This is a genomic window from Rhizobium sp. ZK1 (assembly GCF_047782645.1).
Taxonomy (GTDB): domain Bacteria; phylum Pseudomonadota; class Alphaproteobacteria; order Rhizobiales; family Rhizobiaceae; genus Rhizobium.
This window is the reverse complement of record NZ_CP180587.1, coordinates 1,992,167-2,016,659: the sequence shown is the minus strand read 5'-3', so window position 1 is coordinate 2,016,659 and position 24,493 is coordinate 1,992,167. Positions and strand designations below refer to the sequence as shown.

Annotated in this window: 24 protein-coding genes; 11 read left to right on the top strand and 13 right to left on the bottom strand. The window is 60.4% G+C overall.

Annotation, left to right across the window (positions count from 1 at the left end):
* Positions 1–60 precede the first annotated feature (60 nt).
* Both ACK9YZ_RS31905 and ACK9YZ_RS31900 read right to left on the bottom strand, forming a co-directional pair.
* Positions 61–264: a DUF2892 domain-containing protein gene (locus ACK9YZ_RS31905; RefSeq protein WP_416067462.1), complete on the bottom strand. Its 204-nt coding sequence runs from the start codon at positions 262–264 to the stop codon at positions 61–63.
* Between the two features lie 29 nt (positions 265–293).
* Positions 294–1,586 carry an NAD(P)/FAD-dependent oxidoreductase gene (locus ACK9YZ_RS31900; protein WP_416067461.1) on the bottom strand — a complete coding sequence of 431 codons (1,293 nt, stop codon included), beginning with the start codon at positions 1,584–1,586 and terminating at the stop codon, positions 294–296.
* Between the two features lie 169 nt (positions 1,587–1,755).
* On the opposite strand from ACK9YZ_RS31900, the gene ACK9YZ_RS31895 reads away from it, so the two are divergent.
* Positions 1,756–2,067, top strand: coding sequence for an ArsR/SmtB family transcription factor (locus tag ACK9YZ_RS31895; protein WP_416067460.1), 312 nt, complete (start codon positions 1,756–1,758; stop codon positions 2,065–2,067).
* Between the two features lie 287 nt (positions 2,068–2,354).
* On the opposite strand, the gene ACK9YZ_RS31890 is transcribed toward ACK9YZ_RS31895, so the two are convergent.
* From ACK9YZ_RS31890 to ACK9YZ_RS31870, 5 genes are all read right to left on the bottom strand, one after another.
* The gene (locus tag ACK9YZ_RS31890) at positions 2,355–3,113 is read right to left on the bottom strand and encodes an alpha/beta fold hydrolase (RefSeq protein WP_416067459.1); all 759 of its coding nucleotides are present in this window, start codon (positions 3,111–3,113) and stop codon (positions 2,355–2,357) included.
* Positions 3,114–3,282: 169 nt separating this feature from the next.
* Complete coding sequence (locus ACK9YZ_RS31885) at positions 3,283–4,011, bottom strand: L,D-transpeptidase (RefSeq protein ID WP_416067458.1); 729 nt, start codon at positions 4,009–4,011, stop codon at positions 3,283–3,285.
* Positions 4,012–4,013: 2 nt separating this feature from the next.
* On the bottom strand, positions 4,014–4,544 hold the full coding sequence (locus tag ACK9YZ_RS31880) for a VOC family protein (protein WP_416067457.1): 531 nt from the start codon (positions 4,542–4,544) through the stop codon (positions 4,014–4,016).
* Between the two features lie 103 nt (positions 4,545–4,647).
* A complete protein-coding gene (locus tag ACK9YZ_RS31875) occupies positions 4,648–5,496 on the bottom strand; it encodes an alpha/beta fold hydrolase (protein WP_416067456.1) in 849 nt (282 codons plus the stop codon).
* A 50-nt stretch (positions 5,497–5,546) separates the two neighbouring features.
* Positions 5,547–6,371, bottom strand: a complete 825-nt coding sequence (locus tag ACK9YZ_RS31870; protein WP_216759929.1) for an oxidoreductase — start codon at positions 6,369–6,371, stop codon at positions 5,547–5,549.
* A gap of 187 nt (positions 6,372–6,558) precedes the next feature.
* Here ACK9YZ_RS31870 and ACK9YZ_RS31865 point away from each other — a divergent pair, with 187 nt between their 5' ends.
* Positions 6,559–7,419 carry a LysR family transcriptional regulator gene (locus tag ACK9YZ_RS31865; RefSeq protein ID WP_216759928.1) on the top strand — a complete coding sequence of 287 codons (861 nt, stop codon included), beginning with the start codon at positions 6,559–6,561 and terminating at the stop codon, positions 7,417–7,419.
* A 45-nt stretch (positions 7,420–7,464) separates the two neighbouring features.
* Here ACK9YZ_RS31865 and ACK9YZ_RS31860 read toward each other — a convergent pair whose 3' ends face one another.
* On the bottom strand, positions 7,465–7,887 hold the full coding sequence (locus tag ACK9YZ_RS31860) for a winged helix-turn-helix transcriptional regulator (RefSeq protein ID WP_216759927.1): 423 nt from the start codon (positions 7,885–7,887) through the stop codon (positions 7,465–7,467).
* 95 nt (positions 7,888–7,982) lie between these two features.
* Here ACK9YZ_RS31860 and ACK9YZ_RS31855 point away from each other — a divergent pair, with 95 nt between their 5' ends.
* On the top strand, positions 7,983–8,711 hold the full coding sequence (locus tag ACK9YZ_RS31855) for an SDR family NAD(P)-dependent oxidoreductase (protein WP_416067455.1): 729 nt from the start codon (positions 7,983–7,985) through the stop codon (positions 8,709–8,711).
* An 88-nt stretch (positions 8,712–8,799) separates the two neighbouring features.
* Here ACK9YZ_RS31855 and ACK9YZ_RS31850 read toward each other — a convergent pair whose 3' ends face one another.
* On the bottom strand, positions 8,800–9,546 hold the full coding sequence (locus tag ACK9YZ_RS31850) for an SDR family oxidoreductase (RefSeq protein ID WP_216759925.1): 747 nt from the start codon (positions 9,544–9,546) through the stop codon (positions 8,800–8,802).
* Positions 9,547–9,644: 98 nt separating this feature from the next.
* On the opposite strand from ACK9YZ_RS31850, the gene ACK9YZ_RS31845 reads away from it, so the two are divergent.
* Entirely contained in the window at positions 9,645–10,577 is a 933-nt protein-coding gene (locus ACK9YZ_RS31845) for a cupin domain-containing protein (protein WP_416067454.1), read from the top strand.
* 238 nt (positions 10,578–10,815) lie between these two features.
* Here ACK9YZ_RS31845 and ACK9YZ_RS31840 read toward each other — a convergent pair whose 3' ends face one another.
* The 4 genes from ACK9YZ_RS31840 to ACK9YZ_RS31825 are packed head-to-tail and all read right to left on the bottom strand — an operon-like array spanning position 10,816 to position 15,877.
* On the bottom strand, positions 10,816–12,345 hold the full coding sequence (locus ACK9YZ_RS31840; protein WP_416067453.1) for an ABC transporter substrate-binding protein: 1,530 nt from the start codon (positions 12,343–12,345) through the stop codon (positions 10,816–10,818).
* 27 nt (positions 12,346–12,372) lie between these two features.
* A complete protein-coding gene (locus tag ACK9YZ_RS31835; protein WP_216759922.1) occupies positions 12,373–13,200 on the bottom strand; it encodes an ABC transporter permease in 828 nt (275 codons plus the stop codon).
* Positions 13,197–14,168 (bottom strand): ABC transporter permease, encoded by a 972-nt coding sequence (locus ACK9YZ_RS31830; RefSeq protein WP_416067452.1) that lies wholly within the window; start codon positions 14,166–14,168, stop codon positions 13,197–13,199. Before ACK9YZ_RS31830 ends, ACK9YZ_RS31835 begins: the two co-directional genes overlap by 4 nt.
* Positions 14,168–15,877, bottom strand: coding sequence for an ABC transporter ATP-binding protein (locus tag ACK9YZ_RS31825; protein WP_416067451.1), 1,710 nt, complete (start codon positions 15,875–15,877; stop codon positions 14,168–14,170). Before ACK9YZ_RS31825 ends, ACK9YZ_RS31830 begins: the two co-directional genes overlap by 1 nt.
* A gap of 275 nt (positions 15,878–16,152) precedes the next feature.
* Between ACK9YZ_RS31825 and ACK9YZ_RS31820 the strand changes: the two genes are divergently transcribed.
* From ACK9YZ_RS31820 to ACK9YZ_RS31790, 7 genes are all read left to right on the top strand, one after another.
* A complete protein-coding gene (locus tag ACK9YZ_RS31820) occupies positions 16,153–16,866 on the top strand; it encodes an SDR family NAD(P)-dependent oxidoreductase (protein WP_216759919.1) in 714 nt (237 codons plus the stop codon).
* A 22-nt stretch (positions 16,867–16,888) separates the two neighbouring features.
* Positions 16,889–18,202, top strand: a complete 1,314-nt coding sequence (locus tag ACK9YZ_RS31815; protein WP_416067450.1) for an NAD(P)/FAD-dependent oxidoreductase — start codon at positions 16,889–16,891, stop codon at positions 18,200–18,202.
* Positions 18,203–18,239: 37 nt separating this feature from the next.
* Positions 18,240–20,294, top strand: a complete 2,055-nt coding sequence (locus tag ACK9YZ_RS31810) for a hydantoinase/oxoprolinase family protein (protein WP_416067449.1) — start codon at positions 18,240–18,242, stop codon at positions 20,292–20,294.
* Positions 20,291–21,943, top strand: a complete 1,653-nt coding sequence (locus ACK9YZ_RS31805) for a hydantoinase B/oxoprolinase family protein (protein WP_416067448.1) — start codon at positions 20,291–20,293, stop codon at positions 21,941–21,943. Before ACK9YZ_RS31810 ends, ACK9YZ_RS31805 begins: the two co-directional genes overlap by 4 nt.
* Before the next feature lie 35 nt (positions 21,944–21,978).
* Entirely contained in the window at positions 21,979–22,401 is a 423-nt protein-coding gene (locus ACK9YZ_RS31800) for a RidA family protein (protein WP_216759915.1), read from the top strand.
* A 124-nt stretch (positions 22,402–22,525) separates the two neighbouring features.
* Positions 22,526–23,356 (top strand): DeoR/GlpR family DNA-binding transcription regulator, encoded by an 831-nt coding sequence (locus ACK9YZ_RS31795; protein ID WP_216759914.1) that lies wholly within the window; start codon positions 22,526–22,528, stop codon positions 23,354–23,356.
* A 58-nt stretch (positions 23,357–23,414) separates the two neighbouring features.
* Positions 23,415–24,467 (top strand): LacI family DNA-binding transcriptional regulator, encoded by a 1,053-nt coding sequence (locus tag ACK9YZ_RS31790; protein ID WP_416067447.1) that lies wholly within the window; start codon positions 23,415–23,417, stop codon positions 24,465–24,467.
* Positions 24,468–24,493: the final 26 nt, after the last annotated feature.

Below are 24,493 nucleotides of genomic sequence, written 5' to 3'. Positions count from 1 at the left end.
CTGCAGCATTTCCTGTCGCGCCCGCGGTTGGAGGAGAAAAGGCGGCTCTGTATCCGTCGCTCAGTCGAATGCCGTTCCCGGCTTAATCCCGAGCTTCTTGAAGACGATTGCCGCCGGGCAGAAACCTGTGATCGAAGCCTGTATAAGGTTGAGCCCGACGAAGATCGTGAGCAGATACCACCAGGGCGATACGTAGAAGCCGAGCGCCAGGGACACGAGGACCATGAGGCCAGCGAACATCATGACGGCGCGGTCGATTGTCATTGTCTTCTCCTTCGTCTCCGGGACAGCGCTCAATCGGCCGTCTCGATATGAATTTCCTTCAATTTCCTGATTCCGAGCATGTCGAGCACGAGATTCTCGTAGAACGTGTCGCTCTTGCCTTGCCGGACCTTGTGCAGGAAATATTTCTCGAAGCCCACCTTGGCCGCATGGACCCAGCGTCCCTGAGACGACCAGTTGACGTTGCGCGGCGGGATCTGCGGCTGCGCCACGAAAGCGATACCGTCGTCGCCGAAGTCTGCAAGGCAGACTGCATTCCAGCTCGCGACAGCCTTGGGCTCCTCGCCCTTGAGAAGGGCTGCGATATTCTCCGCCGTCGCAGCGACCATTGATTCGATCATGAAGCCCGTCTTCGGCACTCCGACCCCAAGTGGCGTCTTGCCGACCGGGGGAATTGCGACGCAGACGCCAAGGGCGAAAACATTCGGATAGGTTGGATTGCGCTGGTGTTTGTCGATGACGACGAAACCTCGCGGATTGGTCAGCCCCTCGATGCCGGCAACGGCCGACACGCCGCGGAAAGCCGGCAGAAGCATCGAGAAGGCGAACGGAAGTTCATGCGCCGCTTTTACGGTACCGTCGTCGTTCACTTCCTCGACGAAAAGTTTGCCTGGCTCGACCTTCGTCGTTCTCGCATTGGTGATCCATTTGATATGACGCTCCCGCAGAGCGCTTTCGAGGAGTCCCTTGGTGTCACCAACGCCGTCAAGCCCGAGATGGCCGATATAAGGTTCTGGCGTCACGAAGGTCATCGGCACCTGATCGCGGACCCGCGCATTGCGGAGCGCCGTCTCCAGGATGAAGGCGAATTCATAGGCGGGACCGAAGCAGGAAGCGCCCTGCGCAGCGCCGACCACGACCGGTCCCGGCGCTTTGACGAGCTTGTCGAAGGCAGCTTTCGCCTGCACGGCATGACCGGTCTGGCAGACGGATTGGGTATATCCTTCCGGGCCGAGCCCGGGCACCTCGTCGAAGGCGAGAGCCGGACCGGTTGCGATAATCAGATAGTCGTAGTCGATGATGTCGCCGCCGTTGAGACGAATGGTGTTGGAAACCGGGTTGATCCGCTCGGCTCCTTCCGGCCGCAGTTCGATACCGCGCTGCTTCAATACGGGAGCTAGGTCAATGGTGATGTCGTCCGGCTGCCGCCAGCCGACGGCAACCCACGGATTCGAGGGAACGAACGAATAGGTGGAGCCCAGATTGACGATGGTGATTTGGTCCTCGCGCCGAAGCCTCGACTTCATCTCGTAGGCCATTATGATTCCGCCAAGACCTGCACCAAGGACGACGATATGAGACATGGTAATTCCTCCAAAGCGGTTGGCTTATTCTTCCCGCGCCGCGCGAAACTGCCTTGATCTGCCTCAATTCAGCTGAACCGGTGAAATCCGGCTTTCGAATTGAGTTCCTCGCCCGTCTGGCGCATCGTATGCCTTGCATGTAACATTCAAAGATTATAAATTCAAGAATATGAATGTAGAAGAAATGATCCCAGCCGCAGAGTCGGCAGCCGAACTGATGCGCAGCCTGTCTCATCCACAGCGCCTGCTGGTTTTGTGTGCTCTGGTGGGAGGCGAAAAATCCGTCGCCGAATTGCGCCAGGAATTGCTAATCGAGCAAGTGCCGATGTCGCAACAGCTCATGCGGTTGCGCGCGGACGGATTTGTCGAGGCGCGCCGCGAAGGGACCACGGTCTATTACCGTATTGCGCGGCCCGAAGTGGCGGATGTTGTCAGCGCGCTCTATTCGGCTTTTTGCGGAAGTACAAAGCCGAAGACGTGATGCGACCCTGTGGCCGGCTGCTGTGAGGTCTATGCTACGGATTCCCAAGGAAAGCGCATCGAGGTCCTGTTTGATCATTTGGTTTTAATCGGGTGTCCGGACCGATTCTTGGACAATATTGATCCCGCAACCCTTGAGGGCAGGCCTTGATGAGATGCGACCCCATGGCAGCGCCTCGGATTGAGAAAAATGGCCAGGTCCCAAATCAGCTGCGTCACGCGATAGGACGTGACGCAGCCAACGAGTTCATAGAGACAAGCGGCAATCGCAAGCCACTTAATCTGTTGTCACTTGGCAGCCTTGGCTGCTTCCTCGATAACCTTCGCAACTGCTGCCGCTTGCGAGATGTAGAGGGCGTGACTACCGTCGATCTCGGTGACGGTTGAGCCAGCACGCTTGTACATCCAACGCTCCAGGTCGGGGTTTATCGTTTTATCGTTCTTCGCGACAATGCCGTAGCTGGGCTTGTCGTGCCAGGCGGCAATCGAAACCTGCGCATCGGTGCCAGCGACGGCGACAGGCATCTGAGACCGGGCCATGAACTCGGCCTGATCCTTGGGCAGATCCGCCCCGAAATCAGCCGCGAACTTTGCCGGGTCGATAAGCAGGAAGCCATCTTTGGTCGGCTTGATATCATTGGTCGGTGAAGGCATCGATTGGAGCAACTGTGCGGTACTTTCGCCCTTTTCCGGCTGGAGGGCTGCAACATAGACAAGTGCCTTGACCTTAGGGTCATCACCTGCCGCCGTGATGATCGTGCCCCCGTAGCTGTGACCGACGAGAACGACGTCGCCGTCCTGCTGGTCAAGCACGCGTTTGGTTGCCTCGACGTCCTGGTCCAAGCCTGTCAACGGCTGCTGGACAATGCTGACATTATAGCCGTCGCGGGTCAGAGTGTCGTAAACGCCGCGCCAGCCCGAGCCATCCACGAGCGCACCATGAACGAGCACGATGTTTCCTGCATCGGCCAAGGCTGGCGCTGTCACGGCGGCAGAAGACAGAAACACGGCCGTTAGGCCAATAGCTGCTTTGCTGAAAATCGACATGATCGTTAGTTCCTTTGATATTTGTGTTGCGAAATCGGTCTTGATCCGTGTGCGAGCAATCCTCTTCCTCAGAGGATTCGGCACGCGCGTGGATTCTGGGGGTGACTGAGGCTTTGAGATCGCCCGATGGAAATGTCTCTTCCCTGGCTAGGGAGACGAACGTCAGGGTTTACTGCTTTACGACGATCGGCGCCTTTATCGGGACGCGATCGTAGAGGTCTATGATGTCCTGGTTGAGCAGTCGCACGCAGCCTGCCGATACGGCCTTGCCGATCGAGCGCCATTCTGGATTGCCATGCAGACGGTAGAGCGTGTCTTGGCCGCCGGAGAAGATGTAGAGTGCACGGGCGCCAAGAGGGTTTTTCACACCCGGCTCCATACCACCGTTCTCGATGGAGTATTTCGCCAGTTCCGGCTGACGGGCGACCATCTCGTTCGGCGGCTTCCAGCGCGGCCACTTCTGACGCCATTGGATGACGCCATCGCCCTGCCAGGCGAAGCCCTCGCGGCCGATGCCAACACCATAGCGCATTGCGGTTCCACCGGGCTGAACCAGGTAGAGAAAGCGCGTGGGGGTGTCGACGACGATTGTACCGGGTGCTTCGCCAGTCGGATCGAGGACCTGCTGGCGATAATAGCGCGGATCGATCTGCCGGAAGGGAACGGCCGGGATCAGAATTCCGCCATCCTCGATCGGGCCGTACATGGCGGCCAGCTCGACCTCCGTCGGCGCAGGGGGCGTCTGGACTGCATGGATCGGATTTGAGGGAGGCGTCGGTTGCTGCCCCACCATCCCGTCGGTGGTGGAGGTGGAGGCGCAACCTGCCAGCGCCGAGGCCGCAGCCATTGCCGAGAGGGACAGAAAGCTGCGGCGGGACGTTGTATGTTCCAAGCTCATGCTCATTCCTCGTCCTGCCACCTGCGCAGATCCGTCTGGTCATGATAGGCCATGCGGTCGGGCGTAGTGATAAACTCAATCGTCGTACCCCATGGCATGCGGCAATAGCAGACCTTGTTTCCAAGACCTTTTTCGGTTGCGTAGGGAATAGCGCGCGGCGCGGTAAGAGACGTGCCTCCAGCCTTTTCGAAGCGCTGCACCGATGCGTCGATGTCGTCGGTGTAGACACCGAAGTGCGTAATGCCGAAGTCGCTCGCTCGAACCGGCTGCGCTTGTTCGGGGCCGTGCATTTCGAAGAGCTCGATGTCAGGTCCGGTTCCGATTTTGACCATCGCCTGCGCACGCACGACCGTTCCGGGGAAAGCACCAGTGGCCCGCTCGAATTCGGGTCCGTGGCGCGGCGGATCCTGCGGTCCGAAGGACTGGTAGATCACCTGGCCGCCGAAAGCTTCCACCAGGAACGATTTTGCTGCTTCGATGTCGGGCACCGTGATGCCGATATGATTGACGCCGCGAATGACAGGTGCGGTCATGACAGTTTCCTTTTCTATTTAATCGATCGAACGCGATAGGTGCAGGCGCAACTCGCCCGCGATGCCGCAACCCCCGAGCCTACGACGGGGCGATTGCAGAGTTTCAATTGGCCTTGAGGAAATCGATCAGAGCTGCCGCTACCTCATCCGGCCGCTCGTCAGCGACATAGTGGCTGCACCGCGCAATCGAGCCGCCCGTCACATTGCTGGCAAACTCCTGAAGCATCGGCACCATATGTGCGCCAAAGCGCTGCTCCCCGCCGAGACCTAACACCGGTATCTCGAGCGGTCGCTTCTTGTATTCGAGTGCGGCCGCATGGTCGGCAGCAAGGGTACGATACCATTCCATGCCGCCGCGCGTGCGGCCAGGAAGGGCCATCGCTTTCGCGTAGATCTCGACGTCCGCCGGATTGAAGGTGCTGTGATCGTAGAACCGCTCGGCCATGAAGGCCGAAACATAGTCATACTCACGGCCATGGATCAGGCGCTCGGGTAGATCCCGGTTCATATGGAAGCTGAAGTGCCAGATCTTTGCGGTCGTCGCCTCCCATTGCGTCCAGCCGGGAAGCGGAACGTCGAGGACGGCCAGACGGGTAACAGCCTCCCGATAGATGGCGGCCTGCGGCAGCGCCACCATTCCGCCAATGTCATGGCCGCACACGGCGTAACGTTCATGCCCAAGGGCAACCATGACCTCGTGCGCGTCGCGCGCCATCGTCGTCTTGTCATAGCCGTCAAGCGGGCAGTCGGAAAAGCCTGCGCCGCGCAGATCCATCGCCACCACGCTGAACTGCTCGGCCAGCAGCGGCATCACATGGTGCCATTCCCACCATGTTTCCGGCCAACCGTGAAGCAGAAGGATCGGCGGGCCTGCGCCCCCCGTAATGGCGTTGATCTTGATGCCATTCACCGGCACCAGCTGCTGGGTAAACCCCTTCAACGTTGCGATCATGATCACTTTCCAGTCGATGTTGATGTTCAAACAGAGGTCGCGGCCGGCGCTCAGGGCTGGTCGAAATCGGTGGCGATCGTGATGTCGCGCCAGGCGTCGATATCGCTGCGGAAGGAAGCCAGCTTTCGCTCGGCGATCGAATGCGCGGCGGGGCCGAGCGGCAGATGAAGCGGGGCGTCATCGGCATCGACTGCCTTGAGGATCACCGCGATCGCCTTGTCGGGATCGCCGGCCTGATTGCCGTCGTTGGTTTCGCGATAGTGCTTGCGCGAGCTCGCGGCGTATTCCGGCATCTCGTTGGCCGCCATCGTGATCGAACGTCCAAGGAAATCGGTGCGAAACGGCCCAGGCTCGACGATCAACACGCGGATGCCGAATGGCTTCAGCTCACCGGCGAGCGCTTCGGAAATCCCTTCCACAGCGAACTTGGCAGCATTGTAATATCCAGCTCCGCCGCTGCCCGCGATGCCCGCGCCGGATGATATGTTGACAATCCTTCCGCCCGAACGCCGCAGGACTGGAAGGGCGGCTCTGGTAGTTTCGACCAGACCGAAGACATTCACCTCGAACATCGGCCGATATTCCTCAGGCGTGCCTTCCTCGATCGCGCCGAACAGTCCGTAACCGGCATTGTTCACGAGTACGTCAAACCCGCCAAAGGTCTCGATCGCCTTTGCGACCGCTGCCTCAGCTGCCGCCGCATCGGTCACGTCGAGTGGCAAAGTGATCATGCGGCCGCCGAAAGGCTCAGCCATTTCCTCGATCACTTTGACATTGCGGGCCGTTGCGACGACCCGATCGCCGCGCTGCGCTGCAGCGAGCGCGAGCCGCCTGCCGAAACCACTTGAGCAGCCTGTGATGAGCCAAGTTTTCATAAATTTGTCTCCGACTTGTTTTCAGATGACGCCAACGGCGAGTTGCCTTCACCCGAGCGGCCTCATCAAAGGCGTCGAATCTGCAGAAGGGGCGCGCCCGGACGATGACAAAAATCTAGGTGTTTAGATTTGTTCTTTAAGTGACAAAACTGTATTCTCGTCGTTCAGTTTTGTGGGGGGCATGACGATGGAATGGAGTGACGTCAGAATCTTTCTTGCCGTGGCGCGATCCGGCACGCTCGGCGGCGCCGCGCGTTCCCTTCAGACAAGCCATCCGACCGTCGGCAGACGCCTGCGCGCACTTGAGCAGGCGATCGGTCACACGCTCTTCCAGCGGACCGCCAACGGTCTTGTCCTGACCGAAGAGGGCCACGGGATCATCGCGCTGGCCGAGCAAATGGAAGAGGGCGCTCTGGCCATGGAGCGCCGGCTTGCGGGGCAGGAGCAAAATCTCAAAGGCAGTCTGCGCGTTTCATCAGCGGACTGGTTCGGGGCCTATGTCCTGCCTCCAATTTTGGCGGATTTCTCGAAAGCCTACCCCAATGTCGACGTCGAGATCCTGACCGGCACGCGCCTGTTCAGCCTTGCCCAGCGGGAGGCCGACGTCGCTTTTCGTATCGTTCCGTTCGACACTGCCGATGTCGTTCAGCGGCGGCTCTTCAGGCTCGAATACGGCGTCTATATCGCCGAGGAGTCGCCTGATCCCAAATATGGCGACGGGACCGGCTTCCGGCTGATCACCCACGATACGTCGACCGGACAGTTCCCCGACATCGCCTGGCTCATCGAGAGTTTCCCGAACGCGAGACCGGTCCTGCGATCGAACAACCGCAACGTACAGGGGCGCATGTGCAGGCAAGGCGTCGGTATCGCCGTCCTGCCCCGCGTGGTCGGCGATCAGATCGCGGGTATCCGCAGACTGGACCTGCCGATGCCCCCGCCGGCGCGAGACATCTGGATGGGATATCACCGGGACCTACGACGTCTTCAGCGCCTTCGCGCGTTCATCTCGACCGTCTCGGACCACCTCGTGAATGCGGCCGCATGATGTGTGGTCCGGCCAAGCAACAGAAAGTCAACGGATGCTAGCTGCCTACTCTCGAACGCGATCGTATTCCTCTTGCGCTCGCTCAAGCTCGGGTCCGTAGGTCATGGACCACGCATAGAGTGCTTCGAAAGGTTGCTGAAGGGAGCGGCCAAGCGAGGTAATGGTATATTCGACGCCGACCGGCGTTGTCGTCGTAAGCACTTCGCGGCGAATGAGCCCATTACGCTCCAGGCGTTTTAACGCGTCGGCGAGCGCTTTGTGCGTGATCCCATCAAGGCGCCGCATGATCTCGTTGAACCGTGACGGCCTGGTGCACAGAACGGTCAGGATCAGGACCGACCACTTGTTGGCGATCTGCTCAAGCACTGGCCGCGCCTTCTCAACGTCCAGCAACGCCTCGGCGGAGACAGCTTTATGGCTATGAGACGAGCAAGCTTTGATGAGCGGACCTTCTTTCATTGCGGGCATGGGTATACTCCTCGATATCTGCTTTACCCATAGTGCGTAATTGACCGTAGATATAGAGAATATATCGTACCTTCATCAGTGTTGATGGAGTTAACATGAGCAGATTAGCAAACAAGATTTCCCTCGTTATCGGTGGTGTCGGTGGCATCGGCGGAGCCGTTTCTCAAAGGTTCGCGAGCGAGGGAGCGCAGGTATACGCGACCAGCCGCAAGGGCGGGGAGATCACACGAGAGTCAGCCGGCATGGGCAGCATCCACGCGATCAAGGCGGATGCAAGCGACAACGCCCATCTTCAGCGCGTCGTCGAGCGGATCCGATCAGAGCAGGGCCGTCTAGACGTGCTCGTCGTCAATGCGGGCCTATCCGAATACGCCCCCCTTGAAGCCATTTCAGAGGATCATTTCGACCGGACATTCGGCCTGAACGTCCGGTCCCTTGTATTCGCGGTACAGGGTGCTATCGACATCATGCAGCCCGGCGGTACGATCGTACTGATTGGCTCCATCGCGAGCGATATAGGAACCAAGGGGTATGGTGTCTATGGTGCGACCAAGGCCGCAGTCCGTTCGTTCACGCGCACATGGGCTAACGAACTTGCTCCCAAAGGCATTCGCGTCAACGTTGTTAGCCCTGGACCGACCGATACGGCGATGATGGCGGCGGCCTCAAAGGAAATTCGAGACGCACTATCCGGAATGATCCCTCTTGGGCGTATGGGCAGACCTGATGAGGTGGCAGCCGCAGCCCTATTCCTTGCAAGCGACGAGAGCAGTTTTACCACTGGTGCAGAACTGGCCGTTGATGGGGGCATGGCTCAGGTCTGACGCCTGCCATCGACAGGCGCCGGAAAAGAGACTGAGGGCAGCAGAAAGCTTCGCTAATCCAGCCACTCCTGCCCTCGCTCTTCCTCCGTCAGCGCGCCTGAGCCAGCGCGACGGCGTCGGCTCCAGCGGGAAAGCGAAGCTGGTTCTCGGTATCGTGAACGGCTTGCCAAATGGCTTCTGCAACATCGCTTTCCGTGGTGGTCAGGGAAGGATTCGCGAATGCCTCAAGGATCGGCCGTGCGAAGTCTGCATAGCCGCCGGGAAGGAGCTCCGAGACAGGAACGATGGCATTCGCCCCGAACTGGGTAGTTGGCGCATAACCCGGCTCGACGAGCTTCACGCGCACCCCGAAATAGCCGAGTTCATGCGCGAGCGAAGCCGAGAAGCCCTCGATGGCCTGTTTGGTGGCGGTATAGGCTGCCGCGAGTGGGAACTCTCCCAAGGTGACACTGGACGTGACATTGATGATGGTTCCGGACCGGCGCTCGCGCATCTGCGGGATGACGGCCTGGCACATTGCCATAACGCCAATCGTGTTAGTCTCTATGAGCTGTCGGATGAGGGACATCGGCATCGCCTCGAACGCACCGACACCGCCAAGACCGGCATTGTTTACCAGCACGTCAATCGAATCCACAGAACCGATCAGGTCGGCGATGCTTTTGGCGCTGGTGACATCGAGCGGCAGCACGCGCAGCCGGTCAGTTTCGGCGAACAGCGAAGGGTCAGGACGCCTCATGGTCGCGACGACATTCCACCCGCGAGATAGGAAGTGTTCCGCGGTGGCCTTGCCGTAGCCCGATGATGTCCCGGTAATGAGGATCGTCTTGGTCATGTCAGTCTCCTTGGTTGCGGTCGGGGTAGGAATAGACAGCCATGCGAATACAATCTATAATTTCACGTCCACATTATGTTATAGATCGTCCAGCCTCCATGGATCCTCTTAGCGATATCATCGCCCTCTTGCACCCGAGCGCCGCGATAGCGAAGCCCATCTCCGGGCGCGGCCAATGGGGCGTTCGCTATAGATCCTATGACGCACCCGGGTTTACGGTCGTCCTGACCGGAGAGGCATGGGTCACGTTCGATAAACGGGAGCCGCTCCGCATCACTGAAGGCGATTTTCTCCTCTTGCCGACTACGCCGGCGTTCTCGCTGTGCAGCAAACCGGGCGTCCCTTGCATTCCTGCTGAGCCTCTGGCTGAAGCTGTCCGACACGGCGAGCAAGAAGGAGATTCCGATTTTGCGGCACTGGGCGGAAGCTTCTCGATTGAGAGTGTCAACGCGCCGCTGCTGATCGAGCTGCTGCCCGATACAATTCATATTCCCGCTTCAGCGGGACGCGGAACGCGATTTGGGCGCTTGATCGAACTGCTGTCTGAGGAGGGCATTGCCGACTATCCCGGCAAAGAATTGATCATCCAACGCCTGCTGGAGACGCTGCTGGTAGAGGCATTGAGGTGGGACATTATCGGCAACAACGCAGCTTCGGCGGGCTTATTAAACGCGCTGCGCGATCCCGCCATGGCCCGAGTCCTGCGGGCCATCCATGAAGACGTTCGGAGGAGGTGGACGGTAGCCAATCTTGCAGGAATAGCGGGCATGTCGCGATCGGCCTTCGCCGCGCGATTCAACGAGGTTGTTGGTTGTGCGCCAATCGAATATCTGGGGCGCTGGCGCATCGCTATTGCCAAGCATGCACTGCTGAGCGGCGCAAAGTCGCTCGACAGGATCGCCGATGAAATAGGTTACGAATCCGCCAGCGCCTTCAGCACAGCGTTCAGCAAAAGGCTCGGCTGCTCCCCGGGCAGGTTCGCCAGAAGGCACGCCGGCAGTGCCAGCCCTGGCATGCCTGCGATCTCATGATCGCTACCCGCTGCTGACCGGTCAGCGGTAACAGTTTGATATGACCGCTTGTGGCGGGCGCATCGCGGCAGACGCGACTTTCCTCCCGAGGGCCGGCGGCCCTCATTCAGATCGTCCGCACAAGAATGCCGTCGCCGCGGAAAAACTGGTCCCTACTACTTTTGTCCGGCGCGAAATTCTAACCGTCGATTGAAGTCGGACTGCCGAACGCCTATCGCGTCCGGCAGCCTTGAATATATCATTCGATCTTGGTGTTCTCGATGCTGAGGCCCGACTGGAACGTCAAGAAGCCCGGCATGTTCGTAAAGCCGGTCACGCCTTTCTTGACCGCGTAATTCTGTTCACGCCACATGAAGTAAACAAGCGGCGATAGCTCGAGGGCTCTATCGACGAACGCGTCGTAGATTTTCGCTCGTTCCACCTTGTCGACTGTGCTCCTTCCCTTATCGAGCAGTTCGTTGATCTGCGGATCGTTGAAGTAGGGCGAGTTGTTTGTGCGGACGAGCTTGGCACCGCCGTAGTAGTAGTTGCTCAGCCAGTCGGCGTCGGTAATTTCACCAAGGCTGCCGAGCACGGTAAAATCGTAATCAGCGGCAGTCGCCTTGGCCATGCGGCTGGCCCAGTCCGGCAGGTCGAGCTTCACCTTGATGCCGATTTTGGCGAGCTCCGATTGAATGGCAATCGCCGTATTCTGATGGAAACTATATTGCGACGACGCAAGCAATCGCGCCTCGAAGCCGTTCGGATATCCGGCCTTGGCGAGAAGCGCCTTGGCCTTCTCGATGTCATGCGAGAAATAGTTCACCTTGGCTTCGGAATAGCCCATGTAGCCCTTCGGAATAGCAATGCCGTAAATCGGGCTGCCCAGGCCATTGAAGGCGGTATTGATGATGACGCTGCGATCGACGGCATAGGCGATTGCCTGGCGAACTTCCGGCTTCGAAAACGGTTCGAATTTTGTATTGAACTGCAGTCCCATGAACGGACCGGTGTTTCGCAGGAGCTCGGTATCGGGGCCTTTTTCGAGATCTGCAGCGTCTTTGGCCGGCACATAGTCGATAATGTCGACGTCGCCCGATTTCAGCGCGTTCACGCGCGTATTCTCGTCGCTGTAGAAGACGTAATGGACCTCGTCCAGATCCGGTTTGCCGGGTTTATAGTAGCCATCATATTTCTTGACGACGATCTCTCGACCGCGCGTCCAGCCCGCAAATTTGAACGGCCCGGCACCAATCGGCGAGGCGGTCGGATTGTCGGCGTTCTTTGCGAGCCACGCTGCCGGCACGATGACGGATTCCGGCAGCGCCAGATAATCGACGAGCGCGACCGACGGGCTCGAAAGGGTCAGTTTTACGGTCTTTTCGTCCGGCGTCTCGATCTTCGATATGATCGAAAGCTCATTACGGAAGGCTGCTTTGCCGTTGGGGTCGAGAATTCTCTCCAGGGAGGCTTTCACATCGGCGGCCGTTACCGGAGAGCCATCGTGGAACGTGGCCTGCCGCAGATGGAACGTGAACACCTTGGCATCGGGGCTGATGTCGTAGCTTTCGGCCAGTTCCGGTGTGATCTTTCCATCGACGCCATAATTTACAAGTCCGCGATGGATCGCCAGCTTGACGGTGCGGCCGGAGGTGCCTGGCTGGATGATCGTGTCGAGGGTCGACGGCTCTCCCGAAAGGCCGAAGTAAAGGGTGCCGCCGGCGAGCGCACTCGTCGCCGTCAGCCCCAGAAGGCTCGCAGCGAGAGCCATTTTGAGAATTCGCTTCATGATGTTCCCTTTCTTTGTTGAAGATTGTCAGTTTTCGCGAAGTCTCGGATCGAGATGGTCGCGAAGCGCATCGCCGAGGACGTTGATGGCGAGAACGGTGACCGCGAGGCATACGGAGGGCCAGACCACATACATGGGATTCTGGCTGAGATAGCCGCGCGCCGTCCCGATCATCTGCCCCCATGACGGTTCGGGCGGCACGATGCCGAGACCGAGGAAACTCAGGCCCGATTCGAGCAGGATCGCCGCTGCGATCGTCAACGTGGCCTGAACCACCAGCGGCGAAAGAATGTTGGGCAGGATCGCCCGCAAGACGACCCGAAGGTAGCGCGCGCCCATGGCGTGCTCGGCTTCCACGAATTCCTGCCTGATCACCTGCAAGGTCGCCGATTGCGCAACGCGCGCAAATTGCGGGATGAAGATGATGCCGATGACCACGCTGAGACTTACCACGCCACTGCGCCAGAACCCGACGGCCAGCAACGCAAGCAGGATTGCCGGGAAGCTCAGCATGATATCGACGCCGCGCATGACGAAGAAGGCAAACACCGGCCGGCTGTAGGCGCCGACGATGCCGCAGGCCGTTCCGCCAATCGCGGCGATGATGGTGGAAATGACCGCCACCAGGATCGTCGGACGGATGCCGACCAGGAGACGCGATAAGATATCGCGGCCGAACTCGTCGGTGCCGAGCAGGTATTGCGTCGAACTCGCCTGGTTGACCGCATTCTGGTTGATGGCGAGGGGATCGTGCGGGGCAAGGAGAGGCCCTGCCAGGGCGATCCCGAGAACCACCGTCACGACGACGAGACTGGAGGCGACGAGCGGTCGGCGAAAAAGAAAAGTCGTCTTCATGCGCGTTTCCGGCGGATGCGTGGATCGAGCAGGCTGTAGAGGATGTCGACGCACAGATTGATCAGGATGAACAACGCCGCGATGGTCAGGATGCTTCCCTGGACCAGGGGATAGTTGCGGTTGGAAACAGCCGTGACGAGAAGGGTGCTCAAGCCCGGCCAGTTGAAGAGGGCTTCGACCAGAACCGTGCCGCCCATCAGATTGCCGAGCTGCAGGCCGATGATCGTCACGATCGGGATTGCCGCATTGCGCAGCACGTGAAGCCAGATCACGCGGCGTTCGCGCATGCCCCTCGCCCGCAGAGACCGCACGAAATCACGACCCAGGATCTCCAGCATCGATGAGCGCGTCATGCGGGCGATGGAAGCGGCGAGCCCGAGGCCGAGCGTGACCGCCGGCAGGGTCAGCTTCTGGAAATGCAGGAAGGCGTTCCGGGAAATGTCGGTGTAGCCGCTCGACGGGAGCCATCCGAGCTTGAGGCTCAGCAGCAGGATGAGAAGCGACCCGAGAATGTAGACAGGCACCGAAATGCCGAGCGTCGAGAGCGAGGTCAAAAGGCCATCGAGAAAACGTCCGCGTCGCAACGCTGCCGCAATGCCGACGGGTACGCCGATGATGGCGGCAAGGACGATTGCGGCGCTCGCAAGTTCGATGGTCTTGGGAAGACTGGAGGTCACGTATTCCATGACCGGAACGCCGTCGAGCGAGTTGCCGAGATCGCCGCTTGCGGCATTGCCGAGCCATTTGAAATATTGGGAGAGGACGGGCTGGTCTAGACCCAGCTGATGGCGCATCGCGGCGACCGTTTCCGGGGAAGGATTGCTCTCCGGCCCGAGCAGCAGTAGCACCGGATCCCCCGGCATGATGTACATGATGGAAAAGACGAGGGTCGCGATGACCCAAAGCTGGACCAGCGCCGTGATGAGCCTCGATCCGAGCGTGATGACGAATGTCGACAGGGTTTCCATCAACGCACCTCCAGAGCGGTTGGCTGCACAGTGCCGATCTTGGGCACGGCGCTGAGAAGCGTTCGGGTGTATTCAGCCTTGGGATTGTCGAAGACATCCGCGGCAGGGCCGGTCTCGACGATCCTGCCCTTCTGCATCACCGCGATCGTATCGCTGACGTGGCGCACGACCGACATGTCATGGGAAATGAACAGGTAGGTCAGGTCGAATTCGTCCTGCAGATCCTGCAGCAGGTTGAGAACCTGCGCCTGAACGGAGACATCGAGTGCCGAGACGGCTTCGTCGCAAATCAGAAGCTTCGGCCTGAGGGCCAGAGCGCGGGCAACGACGATACGCTGACGCTGGCCGCCCGAGAACTCGTGCGGATAGCGACGCATGGCATCCCGGGGCAGGCCGACAGCATCGAGGAGCTTTGCAACCGTCGCTTCGCGATCGCGACCCTTTTCGTGGATGTCGATCGGCGCGGCGACAAGGTCGGTGACCGTCTGTCGCGGATTGAGCGAGCCATAGGGGTTCTGGAACACCAGGGCAAAGTCGCGCCGGGCTGCACGCAATCGATCGTGGTCGAGCGAGACGAGATCGCGGCCCTCAAATTCGATGGAACCACTGTCAGGCTGCATCAATCGCATGACAAGCCGTGAGAGGGTCGACTTCCCACAACCCGATTCGCCGACGAGGCCGAGCGTCGAACGGGCCGGGATGGCAAGGCTGACGTCATCGACGGCGCGGAAGGGCTGCGGCGCCGAAAGGGCGCTTTGCCGCGTCCAGAATGTCTTCGTCAGATTGCGGATATTCAGGAGCGTCGCGCTCTCCGGTTCCGGAGCGGGCCGCAACTTCTGCGCCGGGCGTGCCTCGACGATACTTGCGATCGCGCCGCTTTCGTCTCTGCCGATGACCGGAAGACGCAGCTTCGGTGAGGAAACGGACGGCATCGAGGCGATCAGCGCCTTGGTATATTGGCTGCGCGGGGCGGCGAAGAGATCACCTGTGGCGGCCTCCTCCATCAGGTCGCCACGGTAGACGACGGCAACGCGGTCGGCGACTTCGTAGATGACGCCAAGATCGTGCGTGATGAGCAGGATGGCAGCACCCATCTCCTGGTTGAGACTGCGCAGAAGGCCGAGCACCTGCTTCTGCACCGTAACGTCAAGGGCTGTCGTCGGTTCATCGGCGATGATGACATCGGGCTTGCAGGCAACCGCCATGGCGATCATGACGCGCTGGCATTGCCCACCCGAAAGCTCGTGAGGGTAGGAGCGCATGCAGCGCGCCGGATCGGCGATCCCAACTCGTGCCAGCAGATCGCGAGCACGCTCGCCGGCCTGGCGGCGCGTCATCCGCTCATGCAGCAGGATCGCTTCGACGATCTGGCTTCCGCAGGAGAATACCGGATCCAGGGACGCCATCGGATCCTGAAAGATCATCGAGATGCGTTTGCCGCGCAGCTTTCGCAAGACGTCCGGCCGAGCCGTCAGCAAATTTTCGCCGGCGAAGTCGACACGTCCGCTTGTGACCACCGCATTGCGCGGCAGAAGACCCATCGCAGCCAGCGACAGGATGGTTTTCCCGCTGCCGCTTTCACCGACGAGACCGAGGATTTCACCTGATGTCAGCGCAAGTGACACGCCGTTGACCGCAGCGCGCAGGCCCTCGCCCGTCTTGAAGGCGACGGAAAGATTGTCGATTTTCAGAACTTCCCTACCCGGCATACCGCGATCCGATCTGCGATTTCTGCCCACCGTTACCGGCAAGCCCGTTCCCGTAGTTTTTGAGCGCTTATGCGCATATTTTGAATTATTAAGGCATAAAGCGCCAAACTCCGTCAAGCATACGTTTGTATTTTGGTAGAAACTTTTCAGTGATGGGAGTTTCTGAAGCTTTTTTTGAAGTTTCTACCAGAATCCGGCTTGCCAGAAACGAAAAGCCCACTTACCGTCAATGCAAAGGAATGCGCGACTGGTCAGTCGCGACAGGGGAATGGACAATGACAACGGAACATCACTCACGCGTGGTGCTGATCTCAGGCGCAAGCCGCGGGATTGGTCTTGCGATCGCCCGCGAACTCATCGAGCATGGCTATCGCCTCAGTCTCGGCGCCCGCGACGTCAAAACGCTGGAAGCGGAGCTCGGCCCGGAAAGCGACCGGCTGCACTATGCGCATTTCGACGCCTATGATCCGGCAACGTCGGAGCAATGGGTGGCGGCGGCTGCCGAGAAATTTCAGGGGATCGATGCTCTCGTCAACAATGCCGGCCTCGGCGAGCGCGTCTCGCTCATGGATGACAATGACGAGGCTCTTGATCGGCTCTGGGCCGTCAACGTGAAGGCCCCGCTGCGCCTCACGCGCCTCTGCATGCCCCATCTCGAGGCGACGGGTGCCGGGCGCATCGTCAACATAGCCTCACTGTCCGGAAAGCGGGTGAGGAACGCCTTCGTCGGCTATAACATGACCAAGTTCGCGGTGATGGGCCTGACCCATACGACACGCCATGTCGCCTGGGAAAAAGGCGTGCGGGCGACGGCCATATGCCCGAGCTTCGTGCGCACCGAAATGAGCTCTTACACGAGTAAGGTCACCCCCGAGGAGATGATCCAGCCGGAAACGCTGGCCTCGCTCGTGCGTACCGCGATCGAGCTTCCCAACAATGCAGCCATGGCCGAGATGCTGGTAAATTGCCGGCTCGAAGACATGCTCTGATCAATGCCGGCGAGATAGAACCATGTCACGTATCATTCCCGACGCCGTCCCCTCCACGCAGGCCCTGCCGGCGAAGGTGGACGTCGTCGTCATCGGCGGCGGGATCGTCGGCATCTCGACGGCGCTGGAACTTGCCGAACGCGGCGTATCCGTTGCGGTTTGCGAAAAGGGCCTCATCGCCGGCGAACAGTCCGGCCGTAACTGGGGCTGGGTGCGGCAGATGGGCCGCGATCCCTCCGAACTGCCGCTCGCCATCGAAAGCCTGTCACTCTGGAAGGGCATGAACGCGCGTATCGGCGAGGAAACCGGCTTTCGGCAGACCGGCATCGCCTATCTATGCCGCAACGCGCGCCAGGAGGCCGAATACGAGGCCTGGTTGGTACACGCTCGCGAATTCGACCTCGATTCCCGCCTGTTGCGAAGCGAGGAATTGCGCCAGCATCTTCCCGGCATGACGGGTGGCTTCACCGCTGCACTCCATACCTCCACCGACGGCCGTGCCGAACCGTTCAAGGCCGCCCCGGCGATTGCCCGCGGCGCCCTCCGCGCCGGCGCCCACGTAATGACGGGCTGCGCGGTCCGGGCGATCGAACGCTCTGCAGGCGCCGTGAGCGGCGTAATCACGGAACGCGGACGCATCGCCTGCTCCTCCGTCGTGCTTGCCGGCGGCGCCTGGTCGCGGCTCTTCAGCGGAAACATGGGCGTTGATTTTCCGCAGCTGAAGATCCTCGGTTCCGTGGCGCGGGCGACGTCGGTCGAGGGCGTGCCCGAGCTGCCGGTCGGCGCGGACAATTTCTCCTTCCGGCGACGGCTGGATGGCAGCTTTTCGATCGCCATGCGCAACGCCAATATTGCGCCCATCGTGCCGGACAGCTTCCGGCTGTTTGCCGATTTCGTGCCAACCCTCATCAAGAGCTGGCGCGAACTGAAACTTCGGGTCGGCAACCGGTTCATCGAGGAATGGCGGACGCCGAGGTCCTGGGCGGCGGACGAGATTTCCCCGTTCGAACAGGTGCGCATTCTCGATCCGGTCCCCTTCGAACGCTTCAACCGGGAAGGCCTTGCGCATCTCGTCAAGGCGTTTCCTGCCTTTGCCGAAAGCCGCATCACGCAGAGCTGGGCCGGCCTGATCGACGTGACGCCGGATGCTGTTCCGGTCATTTCTCCGGCCGGCGGCATTCCCGGCTTCTTCATTTCCAGCGGCTTCTCCGGACATGGTTTCGGCATCGGTCCCGGTGCTGGAAAGCTGATGGCCGATCTCGTCACCGGCGCGCGGCCCTGCGTTGATCCCGCTCCATTCCGCTTCGATCGTTTCAAGAAGACCAAGGCAGCCTGATCCGCTTGCGACAACCTTGGCCACAGAGGGTGAAGACATGGCATTGAGAATTGGCGTAGATTCCGGAGGCACGTTCACCGACGTCTGCCTGTTCGACGACGAAACCGGCAAGCTCGACATCTGGAAAGTACCGTCCACACCGGACGATCCTTCACGCGGAATTGCAGACGGCGTCTCCGAAGGGCTTGCAACCGTCGGCAGCACGGCGGCGCATGTGGCCTTCCTTGGTCACGGAACCACGGTCGCCACCAACGCGCTGATCGAGCTCAAAGGTGTCGCCACCGGGCTGATCACCACTGACGGCTTTCGCGACCTCCTGGAAATCGGCCGCCAGAAACGCCCAAGCCTTTACGACATGAACGCCGAAAAGCCGGAAACCCTGGTCAGCCGTGACCGCCGGCAGGAGGTCCCCGAACGCCTGAGATGCGATGGTTCGACGGATCGCTCGCTCGACGAGGAAAAGCTGCGCGCCGCGGTGCGCAAGCTTGCCGAGGAGGACGTCAAGGCAATCGCGGTTTGCTTCCTCTACGGCTTCCTGAACAGCGCCCATGAGCAGCGGGTGGTCGAGATCCTTCGCGAAGAAATGCCTGATGTCTTCGTCAGCGCCTCGCATCTGGTGGCGCCGGAATTTCGCGAATACGAGCGCATGTCGACGACGGTCGTGAACGCCTATCTCGGCCCCGTGATGCAGCGCTATATCGACAGGCTGAAACTGCGCCTGAGCGAGCTCGGCGTGCCTGTCGCCCCCCAGCTGACGCAGTCGAACGGCGGCGTCATCGGTTTCGACATGGCCGCGCAGCTTCCGGTCCGCACCGTGCTGTCCGGTCCGAGCACCGGCGTCGTGGCGGCCCAGGCGGTCGGACGACTGGCCGGCTTCGACAATATCATCACCTTCGACGTCGGTGGAACCTCGAGCGACGTGGCACTGCTGCAGGGCGGCATCTGCAAGCTCACCGGTGAAGCCAATGTGCATGGCTATCCGATCAAGGCGCCGATGCTCGACATCCACACGGTCGGTGCAGGCGGCGGCTCGATCGCCTTTGTCGACAGCGGCGGACTGTTGAAGGTCGGCCCGCGCTCGGCAGGCGCCGACCCCGGACCGGTCTGCTACGGACGCGGCAATACGGAGGCGACCGTCACCGACGCGAATATCGTTCTGCAGACCCTCAATCCGGTCGAAATCCTCGGCGGACGCATGAAGGTACGGCGTGACCTCGCGATCGAAGCCGTGCAGCGCCTTGCCGATCAACTCGGCCTCGGGCTGATGGAGACGGCGCAGGGCATCATTTCCGTCGTCACGGCGAATATGGCCAAGGCCATCCGCCTGATCAGCGTCCAGCGCGGGCATGACCCACGCGACTACGCGCTAATGGCATTCGGTGGCGCGGGGCCGCTGCACGCCGCCCGGCTTGCCAAGGAACTCGACATGAGCCGCATCATCGTGCCGCTCACCCCCGGCACGCTCTGCGCTCTGGGCCTGCTTCTGACCGATCTGCGCTCGGATTTCGCGATCTCTCGTCTGATGAAAGTCGATGAGAATGCCGTCGAACCGATGATCAGCGGTTTTGAGGCACTGGAAACCCAGGCCGACACCTGGTTCGATCAGGAGTCAATCGAGCCAAGTCGGCGCGTTGTCAATCGGACCGCAGATATGCGCTATGTCGGCCAGAACTACGAGCTGCAGGTCGCCGTGCCTGCTGGTCCGTTGGGACCGAATAGCCTTGCTGCCCTGATCAAGGGCTTCGAGCAAGCTCACCTGCAGCGCTTCGGCTTCATCGCCGAGGGCGAGGCAATCCAGATCGTGACGTTGCGGCTTGAGGCGGCCGGTGTCGTCAACAAGGCCGAACTTGCCTCATTGCCGGATGCCGGCCCGTCCTGCGACGCCGCCGTCATCGGCTCACGACAGGTCTATATGGACGAGGCCAAGGATTTCGTGCCCTGCCCCGTCTATGCCCGCGAGAAATTGAAACCGGGCAACCGCATCGCCGGTCCGGCAATCGTCGAGCAGATGGACACCACCACCGTCATCCTGCCGGATATGCAGGCGACGGTCGATCCCTATCTCAACCTCATTCTGGAGACGCGGGCATGAGCAAGATCGACCCGATCACCGTGGAAGTCATCGGCAGCGCGCTGACGTCGATCGTCGAAGAAATGGGCGAGGCGCTGGTGCGTGCCAGCTACTCGACCAACATCAAGGAGCGGCGCGATTGCTCCACTGCCCTCTTCGACCGGCATGGAAACACCCTGTGCCAGGCCGAGCACATTCCGATGCACCTCGGCAGCTTCATCGGCATCATCCCGCACATCAACAAGCGCTTCGCCGCCGACGATATCAAGCCGGGTGACGTGTTCATGGGCAATGACGCCTACGAGGGCGGTGCAACACATCTGCCGGATATCGTGCTCGCAGAACCCATCTTTCATGGCGAGACGATGGTTGGGTGGGCGGTCAATACCGCCCACCACGCCGACTTCGCCGACCGCGGCCATGCCCATATCTATCAGGAAGGTCTGCGCATCCCGCCCGTGCGGCTCTATCGTCAGGGTCAGTTGCAGCAAGACCTGCAGGACATGTTCCTGCTGAACTGCCAGGTCCCGCACGAGCGGTTGTCGGACCTGCGCGCCCAGATGTCGGCCAACCGGCTTTGCGTCCAGCGCATGCAGGATCTCTGCACGAAATACGGCGCGGATCTCGTCCTTTCCGCCGGCGACGCCTTGCAGGACTATGCCGAGCGCAAGATGCGCGCCGGTATCGCTGCCATCCCGGACGGTGTCTACAGCTTTACGGATTACTTCGACAGCAACCAGTTTTCCGATGTGATGGAACTCAAGGTGGATATCACTATCAAGGGCGATGCAATGCACATCGCCTTCGAGGCACCGCCGCAGGTCCCTGCCGGGCTGAACGTCATCTACACCGCGCTTCTGGCGACCTGCTATTATGCGGTCAAGGCCGTCATCGATCCGACGATCCTGCCGAATGCCGGTCTGTCGCGGCCCATCAGCGTCGAGGCACCACATGGGTCGCTGCTCAACTGCAAGCACCCTGCTGCTGTCGACGGGCGCATTGCCGCGTGCCAGCGGGTTGCCGACCTCGTCCAGGGTGCGCTCGCCAAAGCTTTGCCCGGCAGGGTCACGGCAGCGGGCAACGGTGCCTGCACCGGCGCTCTCTTCACCGGCACGCGCGAGGACGGTTCGCTCTGGGTCTATCTCGAGACCATCGGCGGCGGCGGCGGTGCGCGTCCGACGGCAGACGGGCTGAGCGGCGTGCACGTCCACATGACGAACACGTCCAACCTTCCGGTCGAAGCGCTTGAGCTCGAATATCCTCTGACGCTGCTGCGCTATGAACTCGTCAACGGCTCGGCCGGAGCCGGCACCTGGCGCGGCGGCATGGGCTTGCGGCGCGTCTATCGGATCGAGGCCGATTGCCGGTTCAGCGTCGAGGGTGGCCGGCTGTCCGTCTATCCCTGGGGGCTGGAGGGCGGCCTGCAGGCGACCGGTTCTCATTTCGATTTCGGCAACGGCCAGCAGAATCTGCCCGGAACGGTGCAATTGAAGTCAGGACAGGTGGTCGAGCTGGTGACGCCCGGCGGCGGCGGCTACGGCTCGCCTTCCGGCCGGTCCGTGGAGGCTATTCGCCGCGACATCAAGGAAGAGCGCATCACCGCCGAATTCGCCGAACGCGTCTATGGCCGCGGCGCCGAGCAAAAATCTCATCTGGCGGCAACCGCCTGATCGTTCAATCCCACATCAAAGGAAGGGTCTTACTCGTGGTAAAGGTAACGAAAGTCAAATCCGGCAGCCTCTATGAGGAAAAGGAAAGCTACTCGCGCGTCGTTGCGGTCGACAATTGGGTATTCGTGTCCAACACTGCAGGACGCAATTACAAGACCCGGGAAATGTCGACCGATCCGGTCGAACAGGCCAAGCAGTGCTTCCATAATATCGAGGGCGCTCTCGCAGCGGTCGGTGCAACGCTTGCCGACGTCGTTCGCTCGCGCGTCGTCATCCCGAACGTTGCTGACGCCCCCTCCGTCATGGCCTATGTCGGAGAGAAGTTCAGGGGCATCGATCCCTGCAGCACGGTGACCTGCCCGCCGCTCGGCGGTCCGGATTTCCGCGTCGAAATCGAGGTAACCGCCTATAAGGGCGTGGGTGCGGCCGGCTCCGAATATATCAACGTCAGCCTCTAAAGAGATCATCGGCCGTCCGGCACGTCCGGGCGGCCGATCACCGGGGCGAGGGATTGCCCCGCTTTCAGTTTTCCTGCTGTTTCTGTAAGGTCGCATTCCATTGAGAAAGAAAGAGGGACTGCTCTTGGCTGAGACGGAAACACCGCAACCGGAAGACTTCTTGCCCGCCGAGCGGCGCGAGAAAATCATGGAATGGTTTTCGTCCAATCAGGTTGCCTCGAGCCAGGATCTCGCAAAGCGGCTCAACGCCTCCATCTCGACGATCCGTCGCGATCTCGATCTCCTGGCATCTCAGGGTGTCGTGAGAAGGACCCATGGGGGAGCCGTGCGCGTTCGTCGCAGCACGACATTCGAACAGCTGGTCGATGAAGCGCGCCAGACGGCAGTCGAGGAAAAACGTGCCATCGCGGTTGCGGCCGCAAAACTGCTTCAGCCGGAGCAGAGCATCTTCATCGATTCCCGCTCGACTCTGCATCAATTTGCCTATGTCATCGCCGAATTGACGACACCGCTGACGGTCGTGACGAACGACGTGCATGTTGCGGATGTGCTCGTCAACAAAGACCATATCAAGCTCGTGGTCCCCGGTGGGATCTGTCGCCCAGGGGCCTATTCCCTGCTCGGGGAAACGGCGATCAATTTCGTTCGCGAGCTGCGCTGCGATCATCTTTTCCTGTCTTCTCAGGCAGTCGACACGGAGTGCGCGAGCGACACGTCCCTGGAACTGGTCCAGCTGCAGCGCGCGATGATCGATGCGTCGGTCGAAACGACGCTTCTGATCGACAGCAGCCGTTTCGGCAGCCGGGCAATTTATCGCACGACCCCCATCGAAAGGATCAACCGCATCATCACCGACGAGGGTCTCAATGCCGAGGAACGGGCAAGATATGCCTCCGTCGTCGCGGATCTCATCATTGCGCCTTATGTCGATGAGATCCAGGAGGAGCCTGAGTGAGGTTGCAGAACAACCACGGAAGCGCTCGCTTTCTTTCCATTGACAATGCTGACCGCCCGTGACCCTACCAAAAGGCAAAGGAGTGACGGCGCGTTCGAAGGCGAGCGTTACGATCGTTGATATCGCCCGGCTCGCAGGCGTCAATCCGTCGACGGTCAGCCGAGCCCTGTCGGGTTCGTCGGCCGTGACGCCGCAAACGCGGGCGCGCATCGCAGAGATCGCCCGGGAAAGTGGTTATGTCGCAAATCATAATGCGCGCATGCTCCGGTCGCGAAAAGCCAACCAGATCCTTGTCATTGTCCCCAACATAGCCGCCTTTTCCCATCCGGATGTCATATTGGGAATCGAGGAAGCACTCGAGGAACACAATATCGGTGTCATCGTCGGCAGCACGAAGGGAAGTAGGGAACGGGAAATTGCCCTCGCCCGGCAGCTGATTACCGGAACGGCCGACGGTCTGATCCTGCTCAACGGTCACCTGCCGACTGAACTGGGGGAGCTTTCGCACTACAATCGCAGAATCGTTGCGATCTCCAGACCCGTGGCAAACCCGGGAATCGCCTTCGTCGGCATCGATAATGAAAAGGCAGCAGTCGAAGCGACGCAATATCTGCTTTCTCTCGGCCGCAGCCGTATCGTGCACATCGGGGGGCCGGAACAAAGCTCAATTTTTGCCGCTCGTGCGCAAGGCTATCGAAGCGCAATGCGGCAAGCGGGCCTCAACGAACATAGTGACGTTCAGCACCTCCCCTCATTCGACATCAACGCCGGGCGAGATGCCATGCGCAGCATCGTCAGCCGACGACATTTGCCGGATGCGATATTGTGCGCCAGCGACGAGCTTGCCTTCGGCGCTATCCAGGTCGCCAAGGAGTGTGGCATAAAAGTGCCGGAACAAATCGCTTTCATCGGCTTCGACAATCATCCGGTCGCCGAAGCGTTCAGCCCGGCGTTGACGACGATCTCGGTGCCGCGCAGGCAGCTTGGGTTCCTGGGAGCCCAGACGCTCCTTCGCCTCATTGAAGAGGACCGCGAGATTGCAGAGCCGCAGCTGTTACCCTACGAGTTCCTCGTAAGAGCAAGCTGCGGCAGGAACAGATTCGACTCCTGACCCGCTGTGCCTCACCTCAGTTAAGC

Bases quoted from the DNA above. Each gene is read 5' to 3' on its own strand.
- ACK9YZ_RS31875 (WP_416067456.1), bottom strand. From the start codon at position 5,496: ATGATCGCAACGTTGAAGGGGTTTACCCAGCAGCTGGTGCCGGTGAAT.
- ACK9YZ_RS31820 (WP_216759919.1), top strand. From the start codon at position 16,153: ATGACAACGGAACATCACTCACGCGTGGTGCTGATCTCAGGCGCAAGC.
- ACK9YZ_RS31805 (WP_416067448.1), top strand. From the start codon at position 20,291: ATGAGCAAGATCGACCCGATCACCGTGGAAGTCATCGGCAGCGCGCTG.
- ACK9YZ_RS31835 (WP_216759922.1), bottom strand. From the start codon at position 13,200: ATGAAGACGACTTTTCTTTTTCGCCGACCGCTCGTCGCCTCCAGTCTC.
- ACK9YZ_RS31865 (WP_216759928.1), top strand. From the start codon at position 6,559: ATGGAATGGAGTGACGTCAGAATCTTTCTTGCCGTGGCGCGATCCGGC.
- ACK9YZ_RS31880 (WP_416067457.1), bottom strand. From the start codon at position 4,544: ATGACCGCACCTGTCATTCGCGGCGTCAATCATATCGGCATCACGGTG.
- ACK9YZ_RS31815 (WP_416067450.1), top strand. From the start codon at position 16,889: ATGTCACGTATCATTCCCGACGCCGTCCCCTCCACGCAGGCCCTGCCG.
- ACK9YZ_RS31810 (WP_416067449.1), top strand. From the start codon at position 18,240: ATGGCATTGAGAATTGGCGTAGATTCCGGAGGCACGTTCACCGACGTC.
- ACK9YZ_RS31905 (WP_416067462.1), bottom strand. From the start codon at position 264: ATGACAATCGACCGCGCCGTCATGATGTTCGCTGGCCTCATGGTCCTC.
- ACK9YZ_RS31900 (WP_416067461.1), bottom strand. From the start codon at position 1,586: ATGTCTCATATCGTCGTCCTTGGTGCAGGTCTTGGCGGAATCATAATG.
- ACK9YZ_RS31840 (WP_416067453.1), bottom strand. From the start codon at position 12,345: ATGAAGCGAATTCTCAAAATGGCTCTCGCTGCGAGCCTTCTGGGGCTG.
- ACK9YZ_RS31890 (WP_416067459.1), bottom strand. From the start codon at position 3,113: ATGTCGATTTTCAGCAAAGCAGCTATTGGCCTAACGGCCGTGTTTCTG.
- ACK9YZ_RS31895 (WP_416067460.1), top strand. From the start codon at position 1,756: ATGAATGTAGAAGAAATGATCCCAGCCGCAGAGTCGGCAGCCGAACTG.
- ACK9YZ_RS31825 (WP_416067451.1), bottom strand. From the start codon at position 15,877: ATGCCGGGTAGGGAAGTTCTGAAAATCGACAATCTTTCCGTCGCCTTC.
- ACK9YZ_RS31870 (WP_216759929.1), bottom strand. From the start codon at position 6,371: ATGAAAACTTGGCTCATCACAGGCTGCTCAAGTGGTTTCGGCAGGCGG.
- ACK9YZ_RS31860 (WP_216759927.1), bottom strand. From the start codon at position 7,887: ATGCCCGCAATGAAAGAAGGTCCGCTCATCAAAGCTTGCTCGTCTCAT.
- ACK9YZ_RS31830 (WP_416067452.1), bottom strand. From the start codon at position 14,168: ATGGAAACCCTGTCGACATTCGTCATCACGCTCGGATCGAGGCTCATC.
- ACK9YZ_RS31850 (WP_216759925.1), bottom strand. From the start codon at position 9,546: ATGACCAAGACGATCCTCATTACCGGGACATCATCGGGCTACGGCAAG.
- ACK9YZ_RS31855 (WP_416067455.1), top strand. From the start codon at position 7,983: ATGAGCAGATTAGCAAACAAGATTTCCCTCGTTATCGGTGGTGTCGGT.
- ACK9YZ_RS31845 (WP_416067454.1), top strand. From the start codon at position 9,645: ATGGATCCTCTTAGCGATATCATCGCCCTCTTGCACCCGAGCGCCGCG.
- ACK9YZ_RS31885 (WP_416067458.1), bottom strand. From the start codon at position 4,011: ATGAGCTTGGAACATACAACGTCCCGCCGCAGCTTTCTGTCCCTCTCG.